Consider the following 18961-nt stretch of genomic DNA (forward strand, 5'->3'; position numbering starts at 1 on the left):
TTGCCCGGCTGTAGTGAGCAGTTTACGCGCCTCTTCTTTGGCTTCTTGCCCTAGCAAATCCAAACAGCGACAGAGTAATTCCTTGTCTTGCCCGGCTGTAGTGAGCAGTTTACGCGCCTCTTCTTTGGCTTCTTGCCCTAGCAAATCCAAACAGCGACAGAGTACTTGAGGGTCTTGCCTGAGTGTGGTGAGCAGTTCATGCGCCTTTTCTTTGGCTTCTGGCCCTAGCAAATCCAAACAGCGACAGAGTACTTCCTTGTCTTGCCCGGCTGTAGTGAGCAGTTCATGCGCCTTTTCTTTGGCTTCTTGTCCTAGCAATCCCAAACAGCGACAGAGTACTTGAGGGTCTTGCTCTGGTGTAGCGAGGAGGACGCGCGCCTCTTCTTTGGCTTCTTGCCCTAGCAATTCCAAACAGCGACAGAGTACAGGAGGGTTTTGCCCGGGTGTAGTGAGGAGGTCGCGCGCCTCTTCTTTGGCTTCTTGCCCTAGCAATTCCAAACAGCGACAGAGTACTTGATAGGCTTGCCCTGGTGTGGTGAGGAGGACGCGCGCCTCTTCTTTGGCTTCTTCCCCTAGCAAATCCAAACAGCGACAGAGTACTTGATAGGCTTGACTATCCTTTATCCATTCTCTTGCTCGCAGCTTAGCTTGTGTTGGCGAAAGATTCTTTGACCACCCATTTATGAATTGAGGACTTCGGCAGCCAGCTTGATATAGTTGTTGACAAATTTCATCTTGCCCACTTTTGGGATAAGAGTCTTGCACCCACTTTAAAACTGAGCGCCATAAAATACTGTTCCCTCTCTGCCTTGTGGGTACAAGCTCAGCAGCGGTCAAAAATATTTTCAATCTTTGCTCTTGTGTGAGATCTAAAATATTTTCAACAACCAAACTTAAATAGGCATAGTGAGCAACCTTTGCATCAAGAAGTTTATTGATATATTGAAGAATAGTGGTTGGAGCAACTGCATTCTTAAGCTTATATAAAAAGAAAAGGCGTAGAAGCTCGGAGCCGACCTCAGAAATATCTCTCCCAATTTCTGTATTGCCCTCTGACTTAACTGCCAAACAGATAGTTCTGTCTAGAATAACTTTTCTGTATGGATCGTCAATATAGGGTTCAATTAGTCCTTTTTCACTCGCCTGGATTAAGCCTTCAGCGAGTTCATCATGATGAAATAAAAAATTATTTTGACTTCGATCAAAGGATAATAAGGAAGTAACCACATCCCATCGGGAATTATCAGTAACCTGTTCAAACAAAATCGGAATTCGGGCACAGGGCTGATATTCATTGGCAAGAGCAATTAAGACAGAAGGATACAAACCTGCCATTCCCACTTGTCGAAAAATAGCCGCATCCATAATGGCAGTAGCCAAACCAGGAAACTGTTCCCGAATTCTCTCTAAATCATCTACCAGAATGCGTAAGAAAACTTCCTCCAGTTCTTCCAGGGTTTTGGGAACAGGCTCTTGCCCACGTGCTAAAACCAACAAAATCCGAACCAGCCGCGCTTCTCTCAGGGATTCTACCTTAAGTTGAGAAGCCATAGTTGCCCAAGCAGGTAACACTTCTGCAATTTTATCGAGAATGATAATTCTATCAGTTGCTTCATCGGGTGTGAACACCTTTTGATCTCCGAGTTTTAGCTCGCGCGGCAACTGCCGTCCAGCAACTACTAGCACTAAAAAGGGATACTTACTCAAGTCCTCACGCAAACGTTTGAGATAGCCATCATCCAGATATTGAATGTTGTCAATCAACAAAAACTGGGGTTTGCTTTCATGCTCAATAAAATTATCTAACCCAGAATCAACCAGTCTCTGTAGATTGTCCACCCACCAGACTTTGTAGTCTCGATCCACTAAATCTAATGCCAGACGACGCAACGCCACTGACTTACCCGAACCGCCATGCCCAATAATAGCTGTTGCAGGGCAAGGGCGGTTGCGGTAATTCTGACTATTCCGAATTGTGGTTTCTAAAAGCTCTGTTCGGAAACTTCGTGGGGCATCCCATTCGCGAAAAACCCCCAACCATTCGGTTCCCCGTTGAAAGGAGTAAAACTTTTCAGGTGTGATTTTGTAGTCTTCCGGATCGTCTCCACGGGTTGCTGCTGCTTGCATCGTTTCTTGCTCTCGTGATTCCTCCCGTTTCAAGAGTTCATCTCCCACTGGATAAGTCCCTGCTGGCATAAACTCTTTGAAAAAGGAGAGGTCAAGGAGTGCCTTCTGGAGACGTGGTAGACCATCTTCCTGCTCAAATAGACGGATTAAATCAATATTCTGCTGGTTTTTGGTGACACCCGTGCGAAGATGAGCCTCATCAACGTCAAGCCGAAAGAACAGTCTTTCCTGTTGACTGTCAGACAGTGTATTCAGTTGATCCAACAAATTATCGCGATCGACCATTTACCGCTCCTTCAGATGGGATGCAACTTTATAAATGACTTGAAGCAATTGCGATAAATCTGCACCCTCTCTTTGGATGGCATAGCGGATTAGGTCGATCGCTCGCTGATTTTGTGTTCCATTCGATAGATGAGCTGAATCAACATCGTACTTAAAAATCACTGTATCGAATTGAGAGGGTATGAGTCGATTCAACAAATCCAGTATATACTCTTTCCGTTCCGGCAGTGGCACGTTATTAATCAGAGTCATCCCAATTGCAGGCTTTGAAGTAGAAACTGCTGGTACTACCTCCTGTTTCGGTTGCAGTTTCGCCAACATCTCAAATGCAAACGCACTAGCATGACGGGCAGCAATTTCTTGATAACCCGCTTTATCCACCTTCGCTTTGTTATCAATCAAATCAGAAATACCTCGAATAACCATCGCAGACACCTGCTGATTGGCACGCGCTGCATCAAGGAAACCAAGGCCTTCCATTTCAACCGCAACAGCATCCCCATAGTTCGATCGCAAAAATTGAAAAACCTCCGATTCCGTGGAGGCAATCACTTTCTCACCCGCTGCGATCGGCGCAACAAAGACGCGAGGAGTTGGCTCCGTCACAGGCAATCTTTTCAGCCAATCATCTTTCCCGGCTTCAACTCTGGCTCGTTGCTGTAGGCTATAGGCAGATAAGCCGATTTCAGGTCTGGGTTTGAAGGTTTGTTCTGCTTTGCCTGACTCGTACCCGTAAACTTTAGTAGATGCGACCACATCACCAAGGGCTACATCTTTAATCCCCCCAGCCACTCCGACAAAGAGAATAACATCAGGGTTGAAAAGGGCGATCGCTCTTTCTGCCTCCATTGCTGCAAGGGGATTACCTGCTCCCATTTCGACAACGGCGACATCCCACACATCTTTAGACGAATCGAACTTCCCCGAGCGATAAATCGTCCCCCGTTGATGAAGCTCTTCCTGAATATCGGACAGATGGGCGCAAACGGCTGAGCACTCAACGGAGAGAGCAGTCAGAATAACAGCACAGGGCATAAGGATTTATATAGAGAAGCTTTTTGTCTATTATGACAAGTTTTTTGGTACTTGGGGATTAAAAAAGTCATTTCGATTTGCGATCGACCAATTAGATTCCCGACTTCTTCAAAAAGTCGGGAATCTGGGTATTATTCACCAGAACCTATTCTGCAAATCCGCAAAAATGAGTTTGAGTTCCGGTTCGTTAACCCGCTTAATTGCTTTAGGAATACTTACCCACTGCCGCTTTCTCTTGCTAGCTTCCGGCCAAATTTCCAGAACTGCTTGCACTTGCATTAAAAATACCCCTACCTGCCAAGTACAGCCGGACTTTTGATACTCGTAAGTTCCAAGCAAATCAGGGAACACTTTACCCAACAAACCTGCTTCTTCCCAAGCTTCCTTGGCGGCGGAATCTTGGGGAGTCATGTCAGATTCAATTAATCCTTTGGGAATAACCCAGCGCTTGCTAGCCGAAGAAGTAATCAGCATTACTTCAATTTCTCCGTCTTCAATACGATAGGGAATTACCCCGGATTGTTCTACCAATACAGCGGTTCTTATACTCATAATTTCTGCAATATTTCTGGGTGCAAAAGCTGCTGCTAGTTCATCAAAGGTTTACAACTAAAAAATAAAATTTGCCTCCAGATTCTAAATAATTCCCCAGTTGAGACAACAAAGTCTAGAATAGAGATAGTTGGCTTTTCCCCTCTGTGGAAAATAGGAAATTCCCCTGCACTCCCACTGAACAATAATATTATTATAATAACCGGGCGCAATCCTCTACCGACAAGCAGATAAAAGCCGATCGACAATATCTGCCTTTAGCTGCGCCGGTATGCGGTTTTACGTCTAATCTTTCTTCGCCTTAGCCTCCAAATTTTCCATACGACTCTTCAAATCTTGATTTTCCTTTTTCACCTGGTCTAATTCCTCCCGCAACTGCTTTACCGCTGCATCAGAACCAGCATTTTTCTGCACTCTTTGCACAGCTTCATCAGCCATGCGGCGGACGCGGCCGTCGGGAGTTTGGTCAGCTAAAGAACCCAAAATGCGAATTGCTTTGCGAGTTTGCATTTGTCCTAATCCCGCTACTACAGAGACTTGAGTCAAGAAAAACGTCTCTTTAGATAATTCTGCCAATCGCTGCAAAATCCGTTCTAAATTGACCTTGGTTTGACCCGTCGAAATTGTGCCCAAAGAGCGAATTGCAGCCAAGCGCAAAGCTTGTGGAGTACCCGCAGCAGTGTATTTCAAAATTAGATTCAGCGCATCTTCAGAAGTTTTCATTTGCGCCAAACCGACGATCGCACCCGATCGCACGATCTCATTCCACCCCTGACGTTCTTTCAGCACGAATTTTAACTCTTTCAGTACCTGTTCGTCGGTCGGTTTTTCGTCGGGGTTAGCTGCTGATATTCCGCCAATAGCACTCGCTGCGGCTGCTTCTACGTAATAGCTGGCGTCGCCTTTTTCTAAGATCGATCTTAGCGCTTTATAAGTTTCGTGAGTTTTGATTTTACTCAGCGCCGCCACCACAGCACGGCGAACGCGAGCATCTTTATCTCTCAAACCAGTTACTAAACCTTCAAAAGCTTGGTCAAGTTTAATTTCTACTAACTGACTGGCAACTTCCGCCCGCACAGCCCAGAACGGCTCTTTCTTGAGAACTTCTGACAGCGTTTTCACCGCTTCCAGTCCTCCCTTTTTCGCCAAAGCGTGAGCAGCGTAAATCCGAGAAACCGGGTCGGGATCGAATTGCAACTGAGCTTTTAGTTCCGCAACTCCATATTCTAAAACAACTGTTTTTAAGTATTTATTCCCGACATCAAAACTGATAAATGCAGGCTTCTCTTCTAGGGGAAAATAGAAGCTTTGCTCGCGTTCGTAGACTCGCACTGTAAAAGTTTTTAGGTTCGGGGTTGAAGGTGCAGAACTGTCCTCGTATGCCTCTTTTTCCGGCTTGTAACCGAAGCCGATCGGAATTTTCAGATCGAATAGATCTTTGCTGTTGCCGTTCCCGTTGCCATTTTTGCTGTCTTTTACCTGAGTTTGTGTTACAGTCACTTTTGCTAATTTGCTGTCGCCATCCCAGGAATAAGCAACTTTGTAATCTGGATGACCGCCGCGATAAACGTACTGGTCAAACAAAAACATGAGATTGCGACCGGTAGCCTTTTCTATCGCCCTCAGCAAATCGATCGTTTCTACAGTTTTGTGAGCGTTATCCCGCACAAAAGTGTGAATGGCTTTGTAAAATAATTCGTCGCCCAACTCGGCGCGAATCATGTGATAAACGCAAGCGCCTTTTTCGTACAAATGGCGATCGTACAATTCGATTGCTTCGCGGTAAACGTGAGTAACGATCGGGCGGCGGTAGCGGGAACTATCTTCAGCTAAATAATTGCGGGCTTCATTTAACATATAGTAAGCCGCGTCTTCTTTGCCATATTCTTTATCAGTCCACAGCACCTCGGAATAAGAAGCCATGCCTTCTTTCAGCCAAGCGTGAGACCAATGTTTAATTACTACTAAATCACCGAACCACTGGTGAGCTAATTCGTGGGCAACTAAGCTTTCAGTACCTCGATTGTCGAGGGTGGCGCGTTCGTCTAGCAAGCACCTATCTGTTAGCAAAGTTGTCGAAGTATTTTCCATACCGCCAAAGATGAAATCATCGACGCAGACTTGAGCGTATTTGGGAAAAGGGTAAGGATAGCCAAATGCTTCAGAGAAGAATTCAATCATTTGAGGCGTTTTGCCCATGCTGCGCCTAGCGTCTGCTTCGCGGCTTTTTTCAACGTAATAATTAACTGGTTTGCCGTTCCATTCGTCTTTGATTTCGGCGAAATCTCCAACTGCTAAGGTCATTAAATACGTCGGGTGTACCTGGGTTTGCGACCAGTGATAAATCTTATCGTCGCCGTCGTTTTTTGTGCTAATTAATTCCCCGTTGGAGATGGCAAAAAATTGTCTGGGAACTTGCACTCTAATTTCGGAAGTTGCCAACTGTCCGGGATAGTCGAAACAGGGAAACCAGAAGCGGGAATCTTCGTCTTCGCCTTGAGTCCAAACTTGTGTTGGTTTGTCTGGATAGTTTTTGTCGGGGCCGACGAAATAGAGACCGCGCTGGGGTTTTTCGACCCAGTATTCGATCGCAATAGTAATTGGTTGGTAAGCTTCTGTTGGTTCGTGCAGTTGAATTTGCAGCACTTCGCCGTCGCTGTCGAAATTTTGCTTGGTTTCGCCAACTTTTACCGATTCAATGTTCAGGTTTACCGCATCTAAGGTTAATTTGTCAATGCCGCTGCGGACTGGATTGAGGCGGATGCTGCAAGTGCCGCGAAAGCTTTGTTTGGGAATATTCAGCACTAAGTCGAGGAAAATATGCTCTACTTGACCGGGGCGATCTGGATTGTAATGCGGTCGAGCACCCGGCATCTCGAAGGATTTGTGACTGTTTTCAGAATCAAAGTAAGTATTTGACATTGTGATGGCAAAGTTGTGAATCGATCGGCGATCGCTGGCAGCGCAGATCCGGCTGAATTGCCAGCTTATTATAGAGTAGCGCGTCCTAGTTGCTGTTGTCGCTAACTTGTTAAAAACTGGGTCGATCGTTGCCGGGATGGAAAATATGATTTTTTCGCTACAATATCAGCAAGGCTAATGTCTGCAATCATCAGCCTGCAATTGAAATAGAGAGGGAAATCTGCATGACAGCTACACTATCAGTTCCCAGTTCGCTCGAATCTTGGCTGGGCGACGAAGCCGAAGACTTGCTCACCCATCAAGCGAAAGTTTCTAAAGATTTGTTGCACCTGCCGGGCCCGGATTGGGTCGATCGCATTTTTGCTCAAACCGATCGATCTCCTCAAGTTTTGCGATCGCTTCAGCAACTCTATTCTAGCGGACGCTTGGCAAATACCGGCTATTTATCTATCCTGCCGGTAGACCAAGGAATCGAACACTCGGCGGCCGCTTCTTTTGCACCGAATCCCATCTATTTTGACAGCGAAAACATCATCAAACTAGCAATTTCGGCAGGCTGCAATGCTGTCGCGACAACGCTAGGAGTTTTGGGAAGCGTATCTCGCAAATACGCGCACAAAATCCCTTTTATTGTCAAGCTCAATCACAACGAATTGCTGACTTATCCCAATCAATACGACCAAATAATGTTTGCTTCTGTCGAACAAGCTTGGAATTTAGGAGCAGTTGCAGTGGGAGCAACAATTTATTTTGGTTCCCCGGAATCGACGCGACAAATCCAAGAAGTCAGTCAAGCTTTTGCCCACGCTCACGAATACGGAATGGCGACAATTTTGTGGTGCTACCTCCGCAACGATATCTTTAAACAAGACAAAGATTATCACGTTGCAGCGGATTTAACCGGACAAGCAAATCACTTGGGAGTGACAATTCAAGCTGACATTATCAAGCAGAAATTGCCCGAATGCAACAACGGCTATGAAGCAGTTGCTAAAGCTAGCGGTCACAGTTACGGCAAAACCGACAAGCGCGTTTACTCTGATTTGACAACGGATCACCCGATCGATCTAACTCGGTATCAATTGCTCAACTGTTATGCGGGAAGGATGGGTTTAATTAACTCCGGCGGTGCTTCCGGTAAAAGCGATTTTGCTGAAGCAATTCGCACGGCGGTAATCAACAAACGCGCTGGTGGCTGCGGCTTAATTTCCGGTCGCAAAACTTTTCAGCGTCCTTTTGAAGAAGGTGTAAAATTGTTCAACGCAATCCAAGACGTTTATTTGTCGCCAGAAATCTCGATCGCCTAAAAATTCCCAGCACAGAGATTTGCCTCAAGATCACAACCTAAACGTAGGGTGCGCACTGCGCACCTTACCTGATTAAAATTCCTTAATATAAGTTGCAACTTAGCTGTAATATTAATACTAGCTGAACACATATAGAGACACATTATTTAATTTTAAAATGCCCCACAGCGTTGTTTTAAACCTGCTGCCAGTTGCACCAATTCCATCTCAGTTTTTAACGGGACGGCATCTCCACGCTTTATTTCTGAACCTTGTGAGTGCTGTAGACAGCAATTTGAGTGCGTACCTGCACGATCAATCTCATGAAAAAGCTTTCACTTTAAGCCCTTTTCAAGTAAGCAGAAAAGAGGCTTACAAAAGCAGCGCGCCGCAGTCACAAAAGAGAGTTTTGCCTCCTGCTTCCCGCACAATTTCGCAGGCTGTACAGTGGGATTACAAGCAAGCTATTCAGGAAAATACGCCGATTTGGTGGCGAATTTCTCTGCTGGATGACGGTTTGTTCGATCGCCTAACTCAACTTTGGCAGCAACTCAATTTCGCTCGCCCTTGGCATCTTGGCCCAACAAATATATACATTACTAATATTTTGAGCGAACCGCAATCAAACCAGCCGTGGGTAAACTTTTGTACTTACGCCGAATTGTTCGATAGAGCTTCGGAAACTGAGCGCCAAATTGCTTTCACTTTTTGCACTCCTACTAATTTTCGGCAAGGTGTGTACGATAGTGCTATGCCCACTCGTGAGAGTATTTTTGGCAGTTTAGTTAATCGCTGGAACAAGTACAGCAGGATTGCGATCGAACCTACTTTCACCGAAGCTATTTTCCCCAGTTTCTTCGATATCCGAACAGAAGTTTGTACGGATTCTCGAAGTAAATTTATTGGCTGCGTCGGCGATATTAGTTATCGAATTATGGGAGATCTAGCTCCTGATACTATCAAGCAAATTAACACTTTAGCAGATTTTGCGCTTTACAGCGGAGTCGGGCGAAAGACGCCGATGGGAATGGGAATGACGCGCAGGTTGCAGGATTTTTAATCATTTACTTTTAGGCTGAATTTCACTGACGATTTCATAAACATCAGTGTCTGGAATTTTGGCAAACAAAGGCGTCATTTGCTTCAATATTTCCTGATAAGCTTGGCTTTGATTGGCGGCCATCTCTTCTACGCTTTCCCAAAAAATGATGGCAATACCTTTGTCTGTATTGGGCAATTGCAGCAGGTATGCTCCCTTAAAACCTGTAGCATAAGTTGCAACGGCTTTTTCAAAAAGTTCTTCTGCTTCTTTAAATTTTCCTGGTTTAAATTCGCCAATGGCAACGTAAGCAAACTGATGTCTGAGAAAGTCTAGAAATTCTGACATATCCTTTTCCTCAACAAATCGCGATACAGCAAGGTATATTTTACCCGATCGCCAGAAATTTGTGAAATTCACAGTTTGTAGTTTCGCGCTCAGCTCATCGGCGGATTTATTAATTACACGTAGCTGCGATCGCAACTCAAATAGAAGCTTTTTGAGTTAGCCGGCTGCAATCTCTATTAAATAAACTGTTGAACCCAAAATTTTAGGCCTTCACAATGCTAGGTACGCCGGAGCGATTTCGAGCGCTAGTACAAAAGGTAAAGCTGGTGATAGATCGAATAAGCGTGCGTAGTTGCGATCGCAGGCTTTGAAGTAAAAAGTAGCCCGTAAAAAGTGGGTTTTTGCAATAACCCTATTGAATTTCTTAAAACTCAAATGCCAGAATCATAACATACAAATATAAACAAAGTAAAGAGGAAAGTAAAACAAATGAAAAAAATATTAGTCATAGAAGACGACGATTTAATCCGAGAAACCGTATTAGAACTTCTGAAATCGCGAGGTTTTGAAGCTGTCGGCGCCGAAAACGGAGAAGTCGGTATCGAGTTAGCTGCCCAAATTCCCGATTTAATTTTGTCTGATGTCATGATGCCCGAAGTAGACGGTTTAGAAGTTTTCGCGGTTTTGCGATCGCAACCTGCAACCGCCAGCATTCCGTTTATTTTTATGACTGGTTCAGAAATGGAAGGGGCTCTAGAACTTAAAGCAGACGGTTATATCAAGAAACCTTGCAGCGCCGCAAAAATACTCGGGGCGATCGCCGCTCAACTAGAAAAACCGACAATTACCAACCCACAACATCAAAAAGTACAGGACAATTTTGCACCATCAAATCTCAGCTTGCGCGGCTGGAATCAAAAATTTCGATTTGAGATTGCGTGGCTTTGCTCGCAATAACACGCACAGTAACGTTATTGATAGACAAGTTGAGGGAATTTCAAACTGCTTCCAGCCAGAGGTGGCTTAGACTGGGTATGTTGAATTTGGTTAAAAATTTATGAACGCACAACCCAAAGGCCGCCTAGTTTGGAATCACTCTACCCACCTTCCCGGTTTGATACCAATTTTAGAGCGCCTCACCCTAAAAATGGGCATTCAAACCGTTACTCCAGGCGTCATCAACAAAGTTAAAGGACACATCCCCCGCATGACATTAAGAGTGTCAGTACCGATCCGCGGGGGATTTAAAATCATCGCCAGACAGGGCAAAACCGTACAAGAAGTCTTTATATTAACCACTCTCAGTCAAGGGGACTTGGAAGAGACGATCGCCCAAACCCTAGCCAAGTGACAATTTTTGCTTAGCAAGCAAAGCCCGGGCCCTAACTGAAGCTGTTTCATCGGTTTGGGCTATTTCCTCAAGCCTCGCCGAAACTTCCGCTAACCAATCGGGTTTAACAGTCGCAGCACCCGCCAAAGCTTGCAAACCCCCCGCTGCTGCGTAGCGAACCACCCATTCAGGGTCTCGGGACGCTTGCTGCAGCGTTTTCACTGCGCGAAGTTGAGCATCTGCAATTTGTTCTGCCGGCATCAGTTCCCAGCAAATCGTCCCCAAACCCCTAGCCGCCGCCCGCCGCACGCTCAAAGCAAAGTCATTCGCCGCTGCATCGAGCAAAATCTCCAAACCCCTGGGGTCGCCAATTCCCGCCAAAGCCCGAACAGCCCAAGCTCTCGCCCCGTAATTGTAGCCGTCAAGCTGTTCTAGAAGCGGCAGCACCGCAGGTTCTCCGATTTGAATCAGCCCGTCAACGGCGGCAACAGCGGCGCCTGGGTTGTTGTAACCGAGCACTGTAATTAAGGTAGGAATTGATTGTTGTGAGGAAGCCGCCGCCAGTGCTTTGACTGAGTTTAACAAGCCTTCGGAAGAATCTGCTTGTTCGACAGCCTGAATTAGTTCTAATGCCATTTATTTGTAAGCTTTACCGTGACTATTGTAATTGTAGGTTGGGTCGATCGCGCGATCGAACTTTTTGCAGCGTGGGTGAGGCGCGGCGATTAACTTGAAAAGCTTACCCTGCTCGAAGTAGGACTGTCTTGGTTAAAGAGTCGAATCCGCAAAAAACTCGACTCCATACCCGCCCTAGGAACTGTTGCGCTGTGCATCCTAACCGTCTTGGCGGTTCCGATAAAACTTAGCCCAAGCATACCGCTGCGGATCTTTTTTTAGCAGATATTCCACAACTTCCCGACGCTTCCCATTTTTAGCATTTTTGACAACCCGCTTCATTTCCGCATCCTGATCTCTGGGTGAAGCACCGCGTTTAATTGCCTCGTTAAACCAACGTTCGCCCTCTAAGAATTGACCCCGCTCAAAACAAATAGCTCCCATCAAAGTGTAAGGATGATGACTCTGAGGCTGATACTCAATAGCTTTTAGCGCACATTTTTCGGTATCATCTAGTTTATTAATATCTCGAAAAGCACCGCCCCTAGTTGTTAGCAAAGCGGACTTGAGCTTATTTTCTTTAATTTTGTCTAAGTCCAGATTTTCTGTCAGGTTCAATGCACTTCTCGGTTGCTCTGCCTTCCGCCAATGACTGCTGGCATTAGCCAAGTTCCATTTATTTCCAGTGCCTTTGTACTGCTGTTCATAAAAAAGTGCTTCGATTTTGTGGTAAGCTGTAAAAATCTTGCCAGAGAACAGTCTCTGCCCTTGAGATCGGCGTTCTTCCTGCCACCCATAATAGCTATAGCTGGGTTGAGATGCTTCAATTTTATTCTCCTCAAGCCAAGCAACATCTGTTGGTTCCAGTCGCTCTCCTTTATCCAGTTTTTGCAGAATTACGTATAACGGACTAGAAGGTGTCTTATCTTTATAGTTCGAGACATCATACTTAGACTTCAGAGCAGCAAATTCCTTTTCTTGGGCAAAAGTAATTACGTCTTCATATCCATTCTGTTTTAGCCAATCAATATCAGCCTCACTTAAATGCTCTCCCGATTGGATTTTGGATTTCAGACTAGCAGCATATTTGTCTTGGGCAAAAGTAATTACATCATCACGTCCATTCTGTTTGATCCAATCAAAATCAGCCTCACTCAACGGCTCTCCAGATTGAATTTTGGACTTGAGACTAGCAGCATATTTGTCAAGCGCCAGAGTAATTGTCTCGGTCAGTTTACGCTTTTTCAGAAAGTTAATATCCTGCTCACCTAGCGGATTGTCTAAATCAATTTTCTTGAGAACTTTATACAGATGGCTAGAGAGCGATGAATCCTCATAAGTAGTAGCTTTATACTTAACTTTCAGTTCAGCAAAGTGTCGTTTCTGTTCAATCTCCAAAACAATGCTAAGCGTTTCGCTAAGTTGATGCTCTTCTAGCCAGTTAAGTTCTGACTCGCTCAACTGCCGATCTGCCTCAAGATTTTTCAGGATGGGATACAACGGACTTGATACAGATGTTTCTGGGTATTCACTAGCTTTGTACTTATCCTTGAGTTGGGCAAACTTAGCTTCCCGTACAGCTTTTTGTTGCCAAAAAATTTCTAGAGTATCAACCAGTTGGTTATTGAACAGCCAGTTAGCCTCTACATCACTTAATATTTCTCGTGCATCCAGTTGCTTGAGGATTTGATACAAGAGGCTATCAAGTGAACAATTTGGATATTCAGTTGCTCGGTACTTAGCCTTTAGTGCAGCAAATCGCGCCATCTCTTGAACGATAGTAACTGTTTGAGTAAGCCCCTGTTTTTGCAGATATTTAACTTCCAAGTCAGTTAGCTGATTTTCTGAATCAAGTTTCCAAAGGATAAAATACAAAGGACTGGATATGCTTAGCCCTGTGGTTACTTTAAACTTAGACTTGAGTTTATAAAATTCAGCCTCTAGTGTTCTTCGTTCTTTAGCCTTACGTAGTGGCTCTTGCTCGATAGCTTCTCTTGTTTCCAAAAGCTCTTGGTTTAGTAACCAATTCCGCTCGAAGTCGGTAATTTCAAATTCTAAATCAGCTTTTCGCAGGATGAGATATAGTAGACTAGAAGGAGATGAATCTTCATATTTTGTTGCTTGATACTTGGACTTCAGCGCTGCAAAATGTTGCACTTGGACTTCAAAAAGATCGCTGCTCATGGTGAATCCCCCGATTTATACTTCTAGCTGCTACACAACCATCTCCCAGCATTCCGCGATCGCCCGGAGTCCAAACCCAAACTTTTTTAACTGAAAACTCATCCAGATGGTAATATTATTTTAACAGGTTCGGTTTCACCAACTACAGCTACAAACCTCAGTATTTTCACTGATATTTATAATAATTAGTACCTAAAGCCTCGTTTCTTATTCCATCAAATCATCAGCCATCGGTTCACCCGGATAAAAGCGAGAAAATAGCAGTTCTCAACTCCATGAAATACAGATATGCGGTAGGGAAACAGCACGGCGCTGTGTCCTGAAATGTGTTGTCTCCTGAAAAGTGCTGTTTCCTGAATTTACGCGAGAAAATTGAGCATCGCTACAGCAATCCTATTTCAGTTGTGAACTAATTTTTTAAAGTAAACTATCCATTAAATCCATAACGCGGATAGCATCATCTGATAAAGATAGGGATGCTTGTTGATTGAGGTGATGCTCCAAAACTCCTTTGAGCGCAATCAATTTCAGGCTATTTTCTGCTAAAGTTTCAGAAATAGCTTGAGCTCCCGGCAAATAGCCGATCGCCCCCAAGTCCATCAAAGCCGATCGCCTCAACTGCAAATTATCCCCATTCAAAGCGCTTACCAACCGCTCTCCGTAAATCCGCTCACCAGTTAACTGATACATCGCCCGCGCCGCAGCGTACTGCACCCGCTCCACAGAATGTTCTAAAAAAGGTGAAATTAGCGGTATTGCTTCTGTCGCTTGCAGCGTTCCCAAAGCTTCAATTACCGAGTCGTAAGGTTGCACGAGGTGCGATTTTCCTGGCACTCGCACAGCAACAACTACGCCCCCATCTAATAACTTCATTAGCGGCCCAATAGAATCGCGATCGCCCAGCATTTCTAGAGCTTGAGCCGCCGCTTCCCGCACGTAATAATCGGCGCATTCTAAACAGCGAATCAGGGCCGGCAAGGCTTGTTTGTCGCCCAATTTACCCAGAGCCCGCGCCGCATTTCGCAATAGGGAATAGTCGCCGATTTTTGTTTGTTCTGATTCTTCTTGCAATGCGGCAATTAAAGCTGCAATAGCTGCAGGTTCCTTGACTCGAAATCTACCAACCCACCAAGCAGCATAATACCGGAGACTGTAATCTTGGGAGTGCAAATTTGCGATCGCCTGTTCCACAGTTAAAGACTCGCCCTCGGCTACACCCGCCGGCGGTGAGTCGGATTCGTAATAATCCATAGTCATTAGTTATTAGTTATTAGTTATTCGGCGATTAAATCGCTGTTATACAGACAAAACCTGCAAGGCAAGGGTTGGGGAAACTCGGCGATTAAAATCGCTACTAAACAGACAAAACCCGCCTGCGCGGGTTACATTAACTCTTAGTCCGCTTGGAGTGGACTTTGTTTGTCTAGGAGCGATTTTCATCGCACCTTCTAGCTTGTGTCGGAGCGATTTTCATCGCCCCTCCCACCAAACTATTGGTGATCACTCGATGATTCATGGGATGATTCATGGGATGATTCATGGGATGATTCATGGGATGATTCTGCACCCGCGCTCCAAGGATGAATGCTGACAATTTTCCCGCCCATGCGAGTAATCCGCTGCATTTCTTGATTCATCCGATTGTAAGGCACGTTGATAAATGTACTCGCGCTCGATCGAATCGAATAATCCACATTATTTGTTTCATCGCTTTGGCGCAAGCCCACAACTTCATACCGAAAGCAGCGACCGGCGGAAGCTGTATTACCACTTTTTCCAGCTACAATTTGACCCAACATAAGCTTCTTGGTAATTGGTAATTCTGACTGTTGACTGTTGACTGTTGACTGTTGACTGTTGACTAAAAGCTAGTAACTGCCAACTGCCAACTGCCAACTGCCAACTGCCAACTGACTAAATTGGAGTAATGCTGGCAATTTTCGCGCCCATGCGTTGAAATTTCTGCATTTGCGAGGACAACTCCTCAACAGGTACGATGAAAGCTTTGCTGCTGCGGCGCACGCTGGGATAGCCGCCCGTGCGAATGCCCGAAACTTCCACGCGCACCAGCCGCCCTTCTTTGCCGTAAGCTGCCGCGCCGCCGAAAGTGCTGCTGGGAGTTACGTTTCTGGCAGAAGGCCGATATGCCCAACCTTCGTTACCGCCAGAAGGCCCAACTACAGCCGTAGCGGTGTTAGTGCCGAGTTCGACAGCTAAGCGAGAGTTATTACCTTCTAGTTGAGATGTATCGCTGTTTGCATAGCCGCGATACAGGCGGAACATCCGGGTAAAACCGACGGTTTTTTGCCCCCGCTGGGTGTTAAAGCCGCGGTAGTAAGGCACGATACTTTCGCCGAAGTTTTCTTGATACTCTACTGAATCGATGTAAGAATCAATATCAGCGTCGTAGCCTTTTGTTTGGTACAAATCTAAGTGCTCAATTACTTCAGATTCGTCGTAGGTAGCGCGACCGAGCAAGTGTTTGTAGTTTAGTTCGATCGTCCGAGTTTGGAAACTGTTGTAGAAAAACTTGGTTTTGTACAGTTCTGACTTAGCTACAGCGCGTACAAATTCTCGTACACTCAAACTGCCGTCTCGCAGCAAAGACTCGGAACTTATAAGTCGCTCGGATTTCATTAAATAGTCGTTGCCCAACACCTGACGGTAAACGGCACGAATCACCGCTTCAACGTCGTCTTTGGTGTAGTTCGGACGCAGTTCTACCTTCGGCGCATCGCTCAATGCGGATGTTCCCAGTCTGGACGCTGCTGTTGTAATCGCCACCAGATTTTCTCCTAAATTAATGACAAAAGTTTAAAGCTTTGTTGCACTTGAGATTTTTAGGACTAAGGCTAATATGTCTCAAAGTAGGGCGCGCAGTCCGCGCCTGCTCAAAGTAGGGTGCGCACTGCGCACCTTACCTATACACATAAAATTGAAGAATTTTTTAGCCTTAGTCCTAATTTGCTAAAGACGTTTCAAAAAAACGTCAATACACAAACTTTAAGCTGTGGTAATACTTACCACTTTGCCGCCACGTTTGTTGATTTGCTGCAAGCGGCCCGAAAGTTGCTCGTAAGGCACGAGGTATTCGGTAGTAGTCCGCCGCACTTGGGGCGAAAAATTAGCCGAACCTTGCATTGCGGTGACTCGGTAGAGTTGGTCGCGAGAACCGCCGGACGTGCCGCCAAGGGCTTTTCCGGTGGAGGCCGTGTATATCGGCGAAGCCATATTTCTCGCTACTTCCCAAGTCAGCCGGGCTTGGGTTTGGTTTTGCGATCGATCGCTAGAAGCAAAACCCCGGTACAGTTGAAACATCCGGTTAAAACCGACGGTTTTTTGACCTCTTTGAGTCGCGAAACCCCGATAGTAAGGCACTACACTTTCGCCAAAATTTTCTTGATACTCAACTGAGTCAATGTAAGAATTAATTTCAGCTTCGTAGCCTTCTGCATTGTACAAATCAACGTGGAAAGCAATTTCCGACTCGTCGTAAGGAGCGCGGCCCAACAAATGCTTGTAATTAAGCTCAATTAACCGCGTTTGCGAGTTCGGATAAAAAAACTTTTTCCGATAAGTTTCGGAATGTGCAATTGACCGCACAAAATCTTTAACTGAAATCTGCCCTTGCAGCAGCAGAGATTCAGCACTGGTAAGTCGTTCGCTCGACATTAAATACTCGTTGCCGAAAACTTGGCTGTAAGCGGCGCGAATTACTGCTTTCGCATCGTCTTGCGTCCAGTGGGGGCGCAGTTCTACCCGTCCCGCTTCTTCAAATGCTTTTATTCCCAACCGTTCTGCTGCACCTAATCCCGCCATCTTCGCTTCTCCCTTTTTTGCTTTAAAAATTGAAAACTGCTTAAAAAAGTATTTGCAAAACTAGGCTTCGATCGCAGATGCCCGGAATTCTAAACAACCGCTAACACTTAAGCTAACAGCAGCTTACAATCCCGGGCATCACGCAAATCTAGCTCAGAGCGTTGATTGCGTAGTCGATGTAGGAAGTCGCTTCAGTTGCAGCGTCGCCACTCAGACCGTGGTTGGCTTTGATGTACTTGAGAGCTTCAACGTACCAGCTAGGAGACAATTCAAATGTCCGGTTGATTTCGTCAACACCTGCAATCAGGTACTCGTCCATCGGACCGGTGCCGCCTGCAACTAAGCAGTAGGTTACCATCCGCAGGTAGTAGCCGATGTCGCGAGCGCACTTGGCTTTACCGGTTGGGGTAGAAGCGTAGTTCGGGCCTTGCATTTGTTGCGTGTACGGGAATTTGTTGTACACAGCTTGAGCTGCACCGTCGATCAAGCGCTGAGAGTTGGCGGTCAACGCTTTGGCTGCTTCCAAACCTGCTGCTGCTTGGCGGAAACGGCCGAAGGCGACTTGCAGTTCTGTGCTGCTCAGGAAACGGCCTTGAGAATCGGCTGCGGTTACTGCTTCAGTCAAAGGGGTTTTCATTGTTCTGGTTTCTCCCTAATGTTGTGTTGTTTTTGTACAAAAATGATTGTTTGCAAAAATGCGATGCTCGCTTCTTTACAAGAAATGTTCGCTTGGCTATTTTTAGCCGACTGCATTGGCAGCGCGGTCGAAGTAGCTGCCGATTTCAGACATCAGCGAGCTGCAATCACCACGGGTAACGCCGTTGGGGTCGTTAGCGATCGCGATTGCTGCTTCTTTCATTTTTTGCACGCCGGCTGCAACCGAGCCACCTGGAACTCCCAGAGCTTGGTATGTTTCGCGCAGACCGTTCAAGCAGCGGTCGTCCAAAACGCTGGCGTCGCCTGCAAATGTTGCGTAGGTGACGTAGCGCAAGATGATTTCCATATCGCGCAAGCAAGCTGCCATGCGGCGGTTGGTGTACGCATTGCCACCAGGAGCGATCAGTTGAGGCTGTTCGGCGAACAAGGTGCGAGCTGCATTTGCCACGATCGTGGATGCGCTGCCGGTGATGCGGTTTACTGCGTCAATCCGCTTGTTGGCGTCGGAAACCATGCTGCTGAGAGCATCGAGTTGACCCTGAGCTAGAAATTCGCCCCGAGCGTCAGATTGGGAAACCACTTTTGTAAATGCGTCAAACATGAAAGAACTCTCCTACTTGAGTTAATTGAGTTTGGTTGCGGTATAAAACCGTTAAGTTAAATTTGTTCAGGCTACGAGTGCCTGTAAGGGTTGAAATAGGATGCCAGCTAATCTGCTGCTTCCATCGAGTTCTCCCTTTCCGCTACCTGCACTATTGTTACATCGTAACGGACGTTTAAGAAACCTTAGAATTTTTTACATCTTTTATGAGATGCGACAAA

Annotated in this window: 17 protein-coding genes; 4 read left to right on the forward strand and 13 right to left on the reverse strand. The window is 45.8% G+C overall.

All coding sequences use genetic code 11. From position 1 onward, the window contains the following. The 4 genes from QUA13_RS22465 to QUA13_RS22480 all read right to left on the reverse strand — a co-directional run. Positions 1–2412: P-loop NTPase (locus QUA13_RS22465; protein ID WP_333202033.1), on the reverse strand; the 2412-nt coding region annotated here is incomplete at its 3' end. Continuing rightward, positions 2413–3447, reverse strand: a complete 1035-nt coding sequence (locus tag QUA13_RS22470) for a 5'-methylthioadenosine/S-adenosylhomocysteine nucleosidase (protein ID WP_333202035.1) — start codon at positions 3445–3447, stop codon at positions 2413–2415. A 135-nt stretch (positions 3448–3582) separates the two neighbouring features. After that, a complete protein-coding gene (locus QUA13_RS22475) occupies positions 3583–3999 on the reverse strand; it encodes an NUDIX hydrolase (RefSeq protein WP_333202037.1) in 417 nt (138 codons plus the stop codon). Positions 4000–4284: 285 nt separating this feature from the next. Beyond that, positions 4285–6921 carry a M1 family metallopeptidase gene (locus QUA13_RS22480; RefSeq protein WP_333202039.1) on the reverse strand — a complete coding sequence of 879 codons (2637 nt, stop codon included), beginning with the start codon at positions 6919–6921 and terminating at the stop codon, positions 4285–4287. Positions 6922–7145: 224 nt separating this feature from the next. Between QUA13_RS22480 and QUA13_RS22485 the strand changes: the two genes are divergently transcribed. Beyond that, positions 7146–8228 carry a class I fructose-bisphosphate aldolase gene (locus tag QUA13_RS22485; protein WP_333202041.1) on the forward strand — a complete coding sequence of 361 codons (1083 nt, stop codon included), beginning with the start codon at positions 7146–7148 and terminating at the stop codon, positions 8226–8228. 157 nt (positions 8229–8385) lie between these two features. After that, complete coding sequence (gene cas6, locus QUA13_RS22490) at positions 8386–9267, forward strand: CRISPR-associated endoribonuclease Cas6 (protein ID WP_333202043.1); 882 nt, start codon at positions 8386–8388, stop codon at positions 9265–9267. On the opposite strand, the gene QUA13_RS22495 is transcribed toward cas6, so the two are convergent. Continuing rightward, positions 9268–9594, reverse strand: a complete 327-nt coding sequence (locus QUA13_RS22495) for an antibiotic biosynthesis monooxygenase (RefSeq protein WP_172185429.1) — start codon at positions 9592–9594, stop codon at positions 9268–9270. A gap of 429 nt (positions 9595–10023) precedes the next feature. On the opposite strand from QUA13_RS22495, the gene QUA13_RS22500 reads away from it, so the two are divergent. Both QUA13_RS22500 and QUA13_RS22505 read left to right on the forward strand, forming a co-directional pair. Continuing rightward, positions 10024–10491 (forward strand): response regulator, encoded by a 468-nt coding sequence (locus QUA13_RS22500; RefSeq protein WP_333202045.1) that lies wholly within the window; start codon positions 10024–10026, stop codon positions 10489–10491. A gap of 100 nt (positions 10492–10591) precedes the next feature. Next, positions 10592–10885, forward strand: coding sequence for a DUF2103 domain-containing protein (locus tag QUA13_RS22505; RefSeq protein WP_015175787.1), 294 nt, complete (start codon positions 10592–10594; stop codon positions 10883–10885). Here the strand turns inward: QUA13_RS22505 and QUA13_RS22510 are convergent. The 8 genes from QUA13_RS22510 to QUA13_RS22545 all read right to left on the reverse strand — a co-directional run bounded on the left by QUA13_RS22510 (position 10874) and on the right by QUA13_RS22545 (position 18740). After that, positions 10874–11500 (reverse strand): HEAT repeat domain-containing protein, encoded by a 627-nt coding sequence (locus QUA13_RS22510; RefSeq protein WP_333202047.1) that lies wholly within the window; start codon positions 11498–11500, stop codon positions 10874–10876. The genes QUA13_RS22505 and QUA13_RS22510 overlap by 12 nt on opposite strands. Before the next feature lie 198 nt (positions 11501–11698). Continuing rightward, positions 11699–13663, reverse strand: coding sequence for a hypothetical protein (locus QUA13_RS22515; protein WP_333202049.1), 1965 nt, complete (start codon positions 13661–13663; stop codon positions 11699–11701). 417 nt (positions 13664–14080) lie between these two features. Then, entirely contained in the window at positions 14081–14920 is an 840-nt protein-coding gene (locus tag QUA13_RS22520) for a HEAT repeat domain-containing protein (RefSeq protein WP_333202051.1), read from the reverse strand. Positions 14921–15153: 233 nt separating this feature from the next. Next, the gene (locus QUA13_RS22525) at positions 15154–15462 is read right to left on the reverse strand and encodes a phycobilisome linker polypeptide (RefSeq protein WP_333202053.1); all 309 of its coding nucleotides are present in this window, start codon (positions 15460–15462) and stop codon (positions 15154–15156) included. A 115-nt stretch (positions 15463–15577) separates the two neighbouring features. After that, entirely contained in the window at positions 15578–16447 is an 870-nt protein-coding gene (locus QUA13_RS22530) for a phycobilisome linker polypeptide (protein ID WP_333202056.1), read from the reverse strand. Between the two features lie 219 nt (positions 16448–16666). Further along, the gene (locus QUA13_RS22535) at positions 16667–17482 is read right to left on the reverse strand and encodes a phycobilisome linker polypeptide (RefSeq protein WP_333189735.1); all 816 of its coding nucleotides are present in this window, start codon (positions 17480–17482) and stop codon (positions 16667–16669) included. A 148-nt stretch (positions 17483–17630) separates the two neighbouring features. Continuing rightward, the gene (cpcA, locus tag QUA13_RS22540) at positions 17631–18119 is read right to left on the reverse strand and encodes a phycocyanin subunit alpha (RefSeq protein WP_172185445.1); all 489 of its coding nucleotides are present in this window, start codon (positions 18117–18119) and stop codon (positions 17631–17633) included. A gap of 102 nt (positions 18120–18221) precedes the next feature. After that, the gene (locus QUA13_RS22545) at positions 18222–18740 is read right to left on the reverse strand and encodes a phycocyanin subunit beta (protein ID WP_015175794.1); all 519 of its coding nucleotides are present in this window, start codon (positions 18738–18740) and stop codon (positions 18222–18224) included. Positions 18741–18961 lie beyond the last annotated feature (221 nt).

It is taken from the genome of Microcoleus sp. S28C3, assembly GCF_036700785.1.
GTDB lineage: Bacteria > Cyanobacteriota > Cyanobacteriia > Cyanobacteriales > Microcoleaceae > Microcoleus > Microcoleus asticus.

What these genes read in the sequence shown, in the direction of transcription:
- QUA13_RS22475 (WP_333202037.1), bottom strand. Translation starts at nt 3,999, where the DNA reads ATGAGTATAAGAACCGCTGTATTGGTAGAACAATCCGGGGTAATTCCC.
- QUA13_RS22510 (WP_333202047.1), bottom strand. Translation starts at nt 11,500, where the DNA reads ATGGCATTAGAACTAATTCAGGCTGTCGAACAAGCAGATTCTTCCGAA.
- cpcA (WP_172185445.1), bottom strand. Translation starts at nt 18,119, where the DNA reads ATGAAAACCCCTTTGACTGAAGCAGTAACCGCAGCCGATTCTCAAGGC.
- QUA13_RS22485 (WP_333202041.1), top strand. Translation starts at nt 7,146, where the DNA reads ATGACAGCTACACTATCAGTTCCCAGTTCGCTCGAATCTTGGCTGGGC.
- QUA13_RS22535 (WP_333189735.1), bottom strand. Translation starts at nt 17,482, where the DNA reads ATGGCGGGATTAGGTGCAGCAGAACGGTTGGGAATAAAAGCATTTGAA.
- QUA13_RS22470 (WP_333202035.1), bottom strand. Translation starts at nt 3,447, where the DNA reads ATGCCCTGTGCTGTTATTCTGACTGCTCTCTCCGTTGAGTGCTCAGCC.
- QUA13_RS22545 (WP_015175794.1), bottom strand. Translation starts at nt 18,740, where the DNA reads ATGTTTGACGCATTTACAAAAGTGGTTTCCCAATCTGACGCTCGGGGC.
- QUA13_RS22525 (WP_333202053.1), bottom strand. Translation starts at nt 15,462, where the DNA reads ATGTTGGGTCAAATTGTAGCTGGAAAAAGTGGTAATACAGCTTCCGCC.
- QUA13_RS22520 (WP_333202051.1), bottom strand. Translation starts at nt 14,920, where the DNA reads ATGACTATGGATTATTACGAATCCGACTCACCGCCGGCGGGTGTAGCC.
- QUA13_RS22480 (WP_333202039.1), bottom strand. Translation starts at nt 6,921, where the DNA reads ATGTCAAATACTTACTTTGATTCTGAAAACAGTCACAAATCCTTCGAG.
- QUA13_RS22505 (WP_015175787.1), top strand. Translation starts at nt 10,592, where the DNA reads ATGAACGCACAACCCAAAGGCCGCCTAGTTTGGAATCACTCTACCCAC.
- QUA13_RS22500 (WP_333202045.1), top strand. Translation starts at nt 10,024, where the DNA reads ATGAAAAAAATATTAGTCATAGAAGACGACGATTTAATCCGAGAAACC.
- cas6 (WP_333202043.1), top strand. Translation starts at nt 8,386, where the DNA reads ATGCCCCACAGCGTTGTTTTAAACCTGCTGCCAGTTGCACCAATTCCA.
- QUA13_RS22515 (WP_333202049.1), bottom strand. Translation starts at nt 13,663, where the DNA reads ATGAGCAGCGATCTTTTTGAAGTCCAAGTGCAACATTTTGCAGCGCTG.
- QUA13_RS22495 (WP_172185429.1), bottom strand. Translation starts at nt 9,594, where the DNA reads ATGTCAGAATTTCTAGACTTTCTCAGACATCAGTTTGCTTACGTTGCC.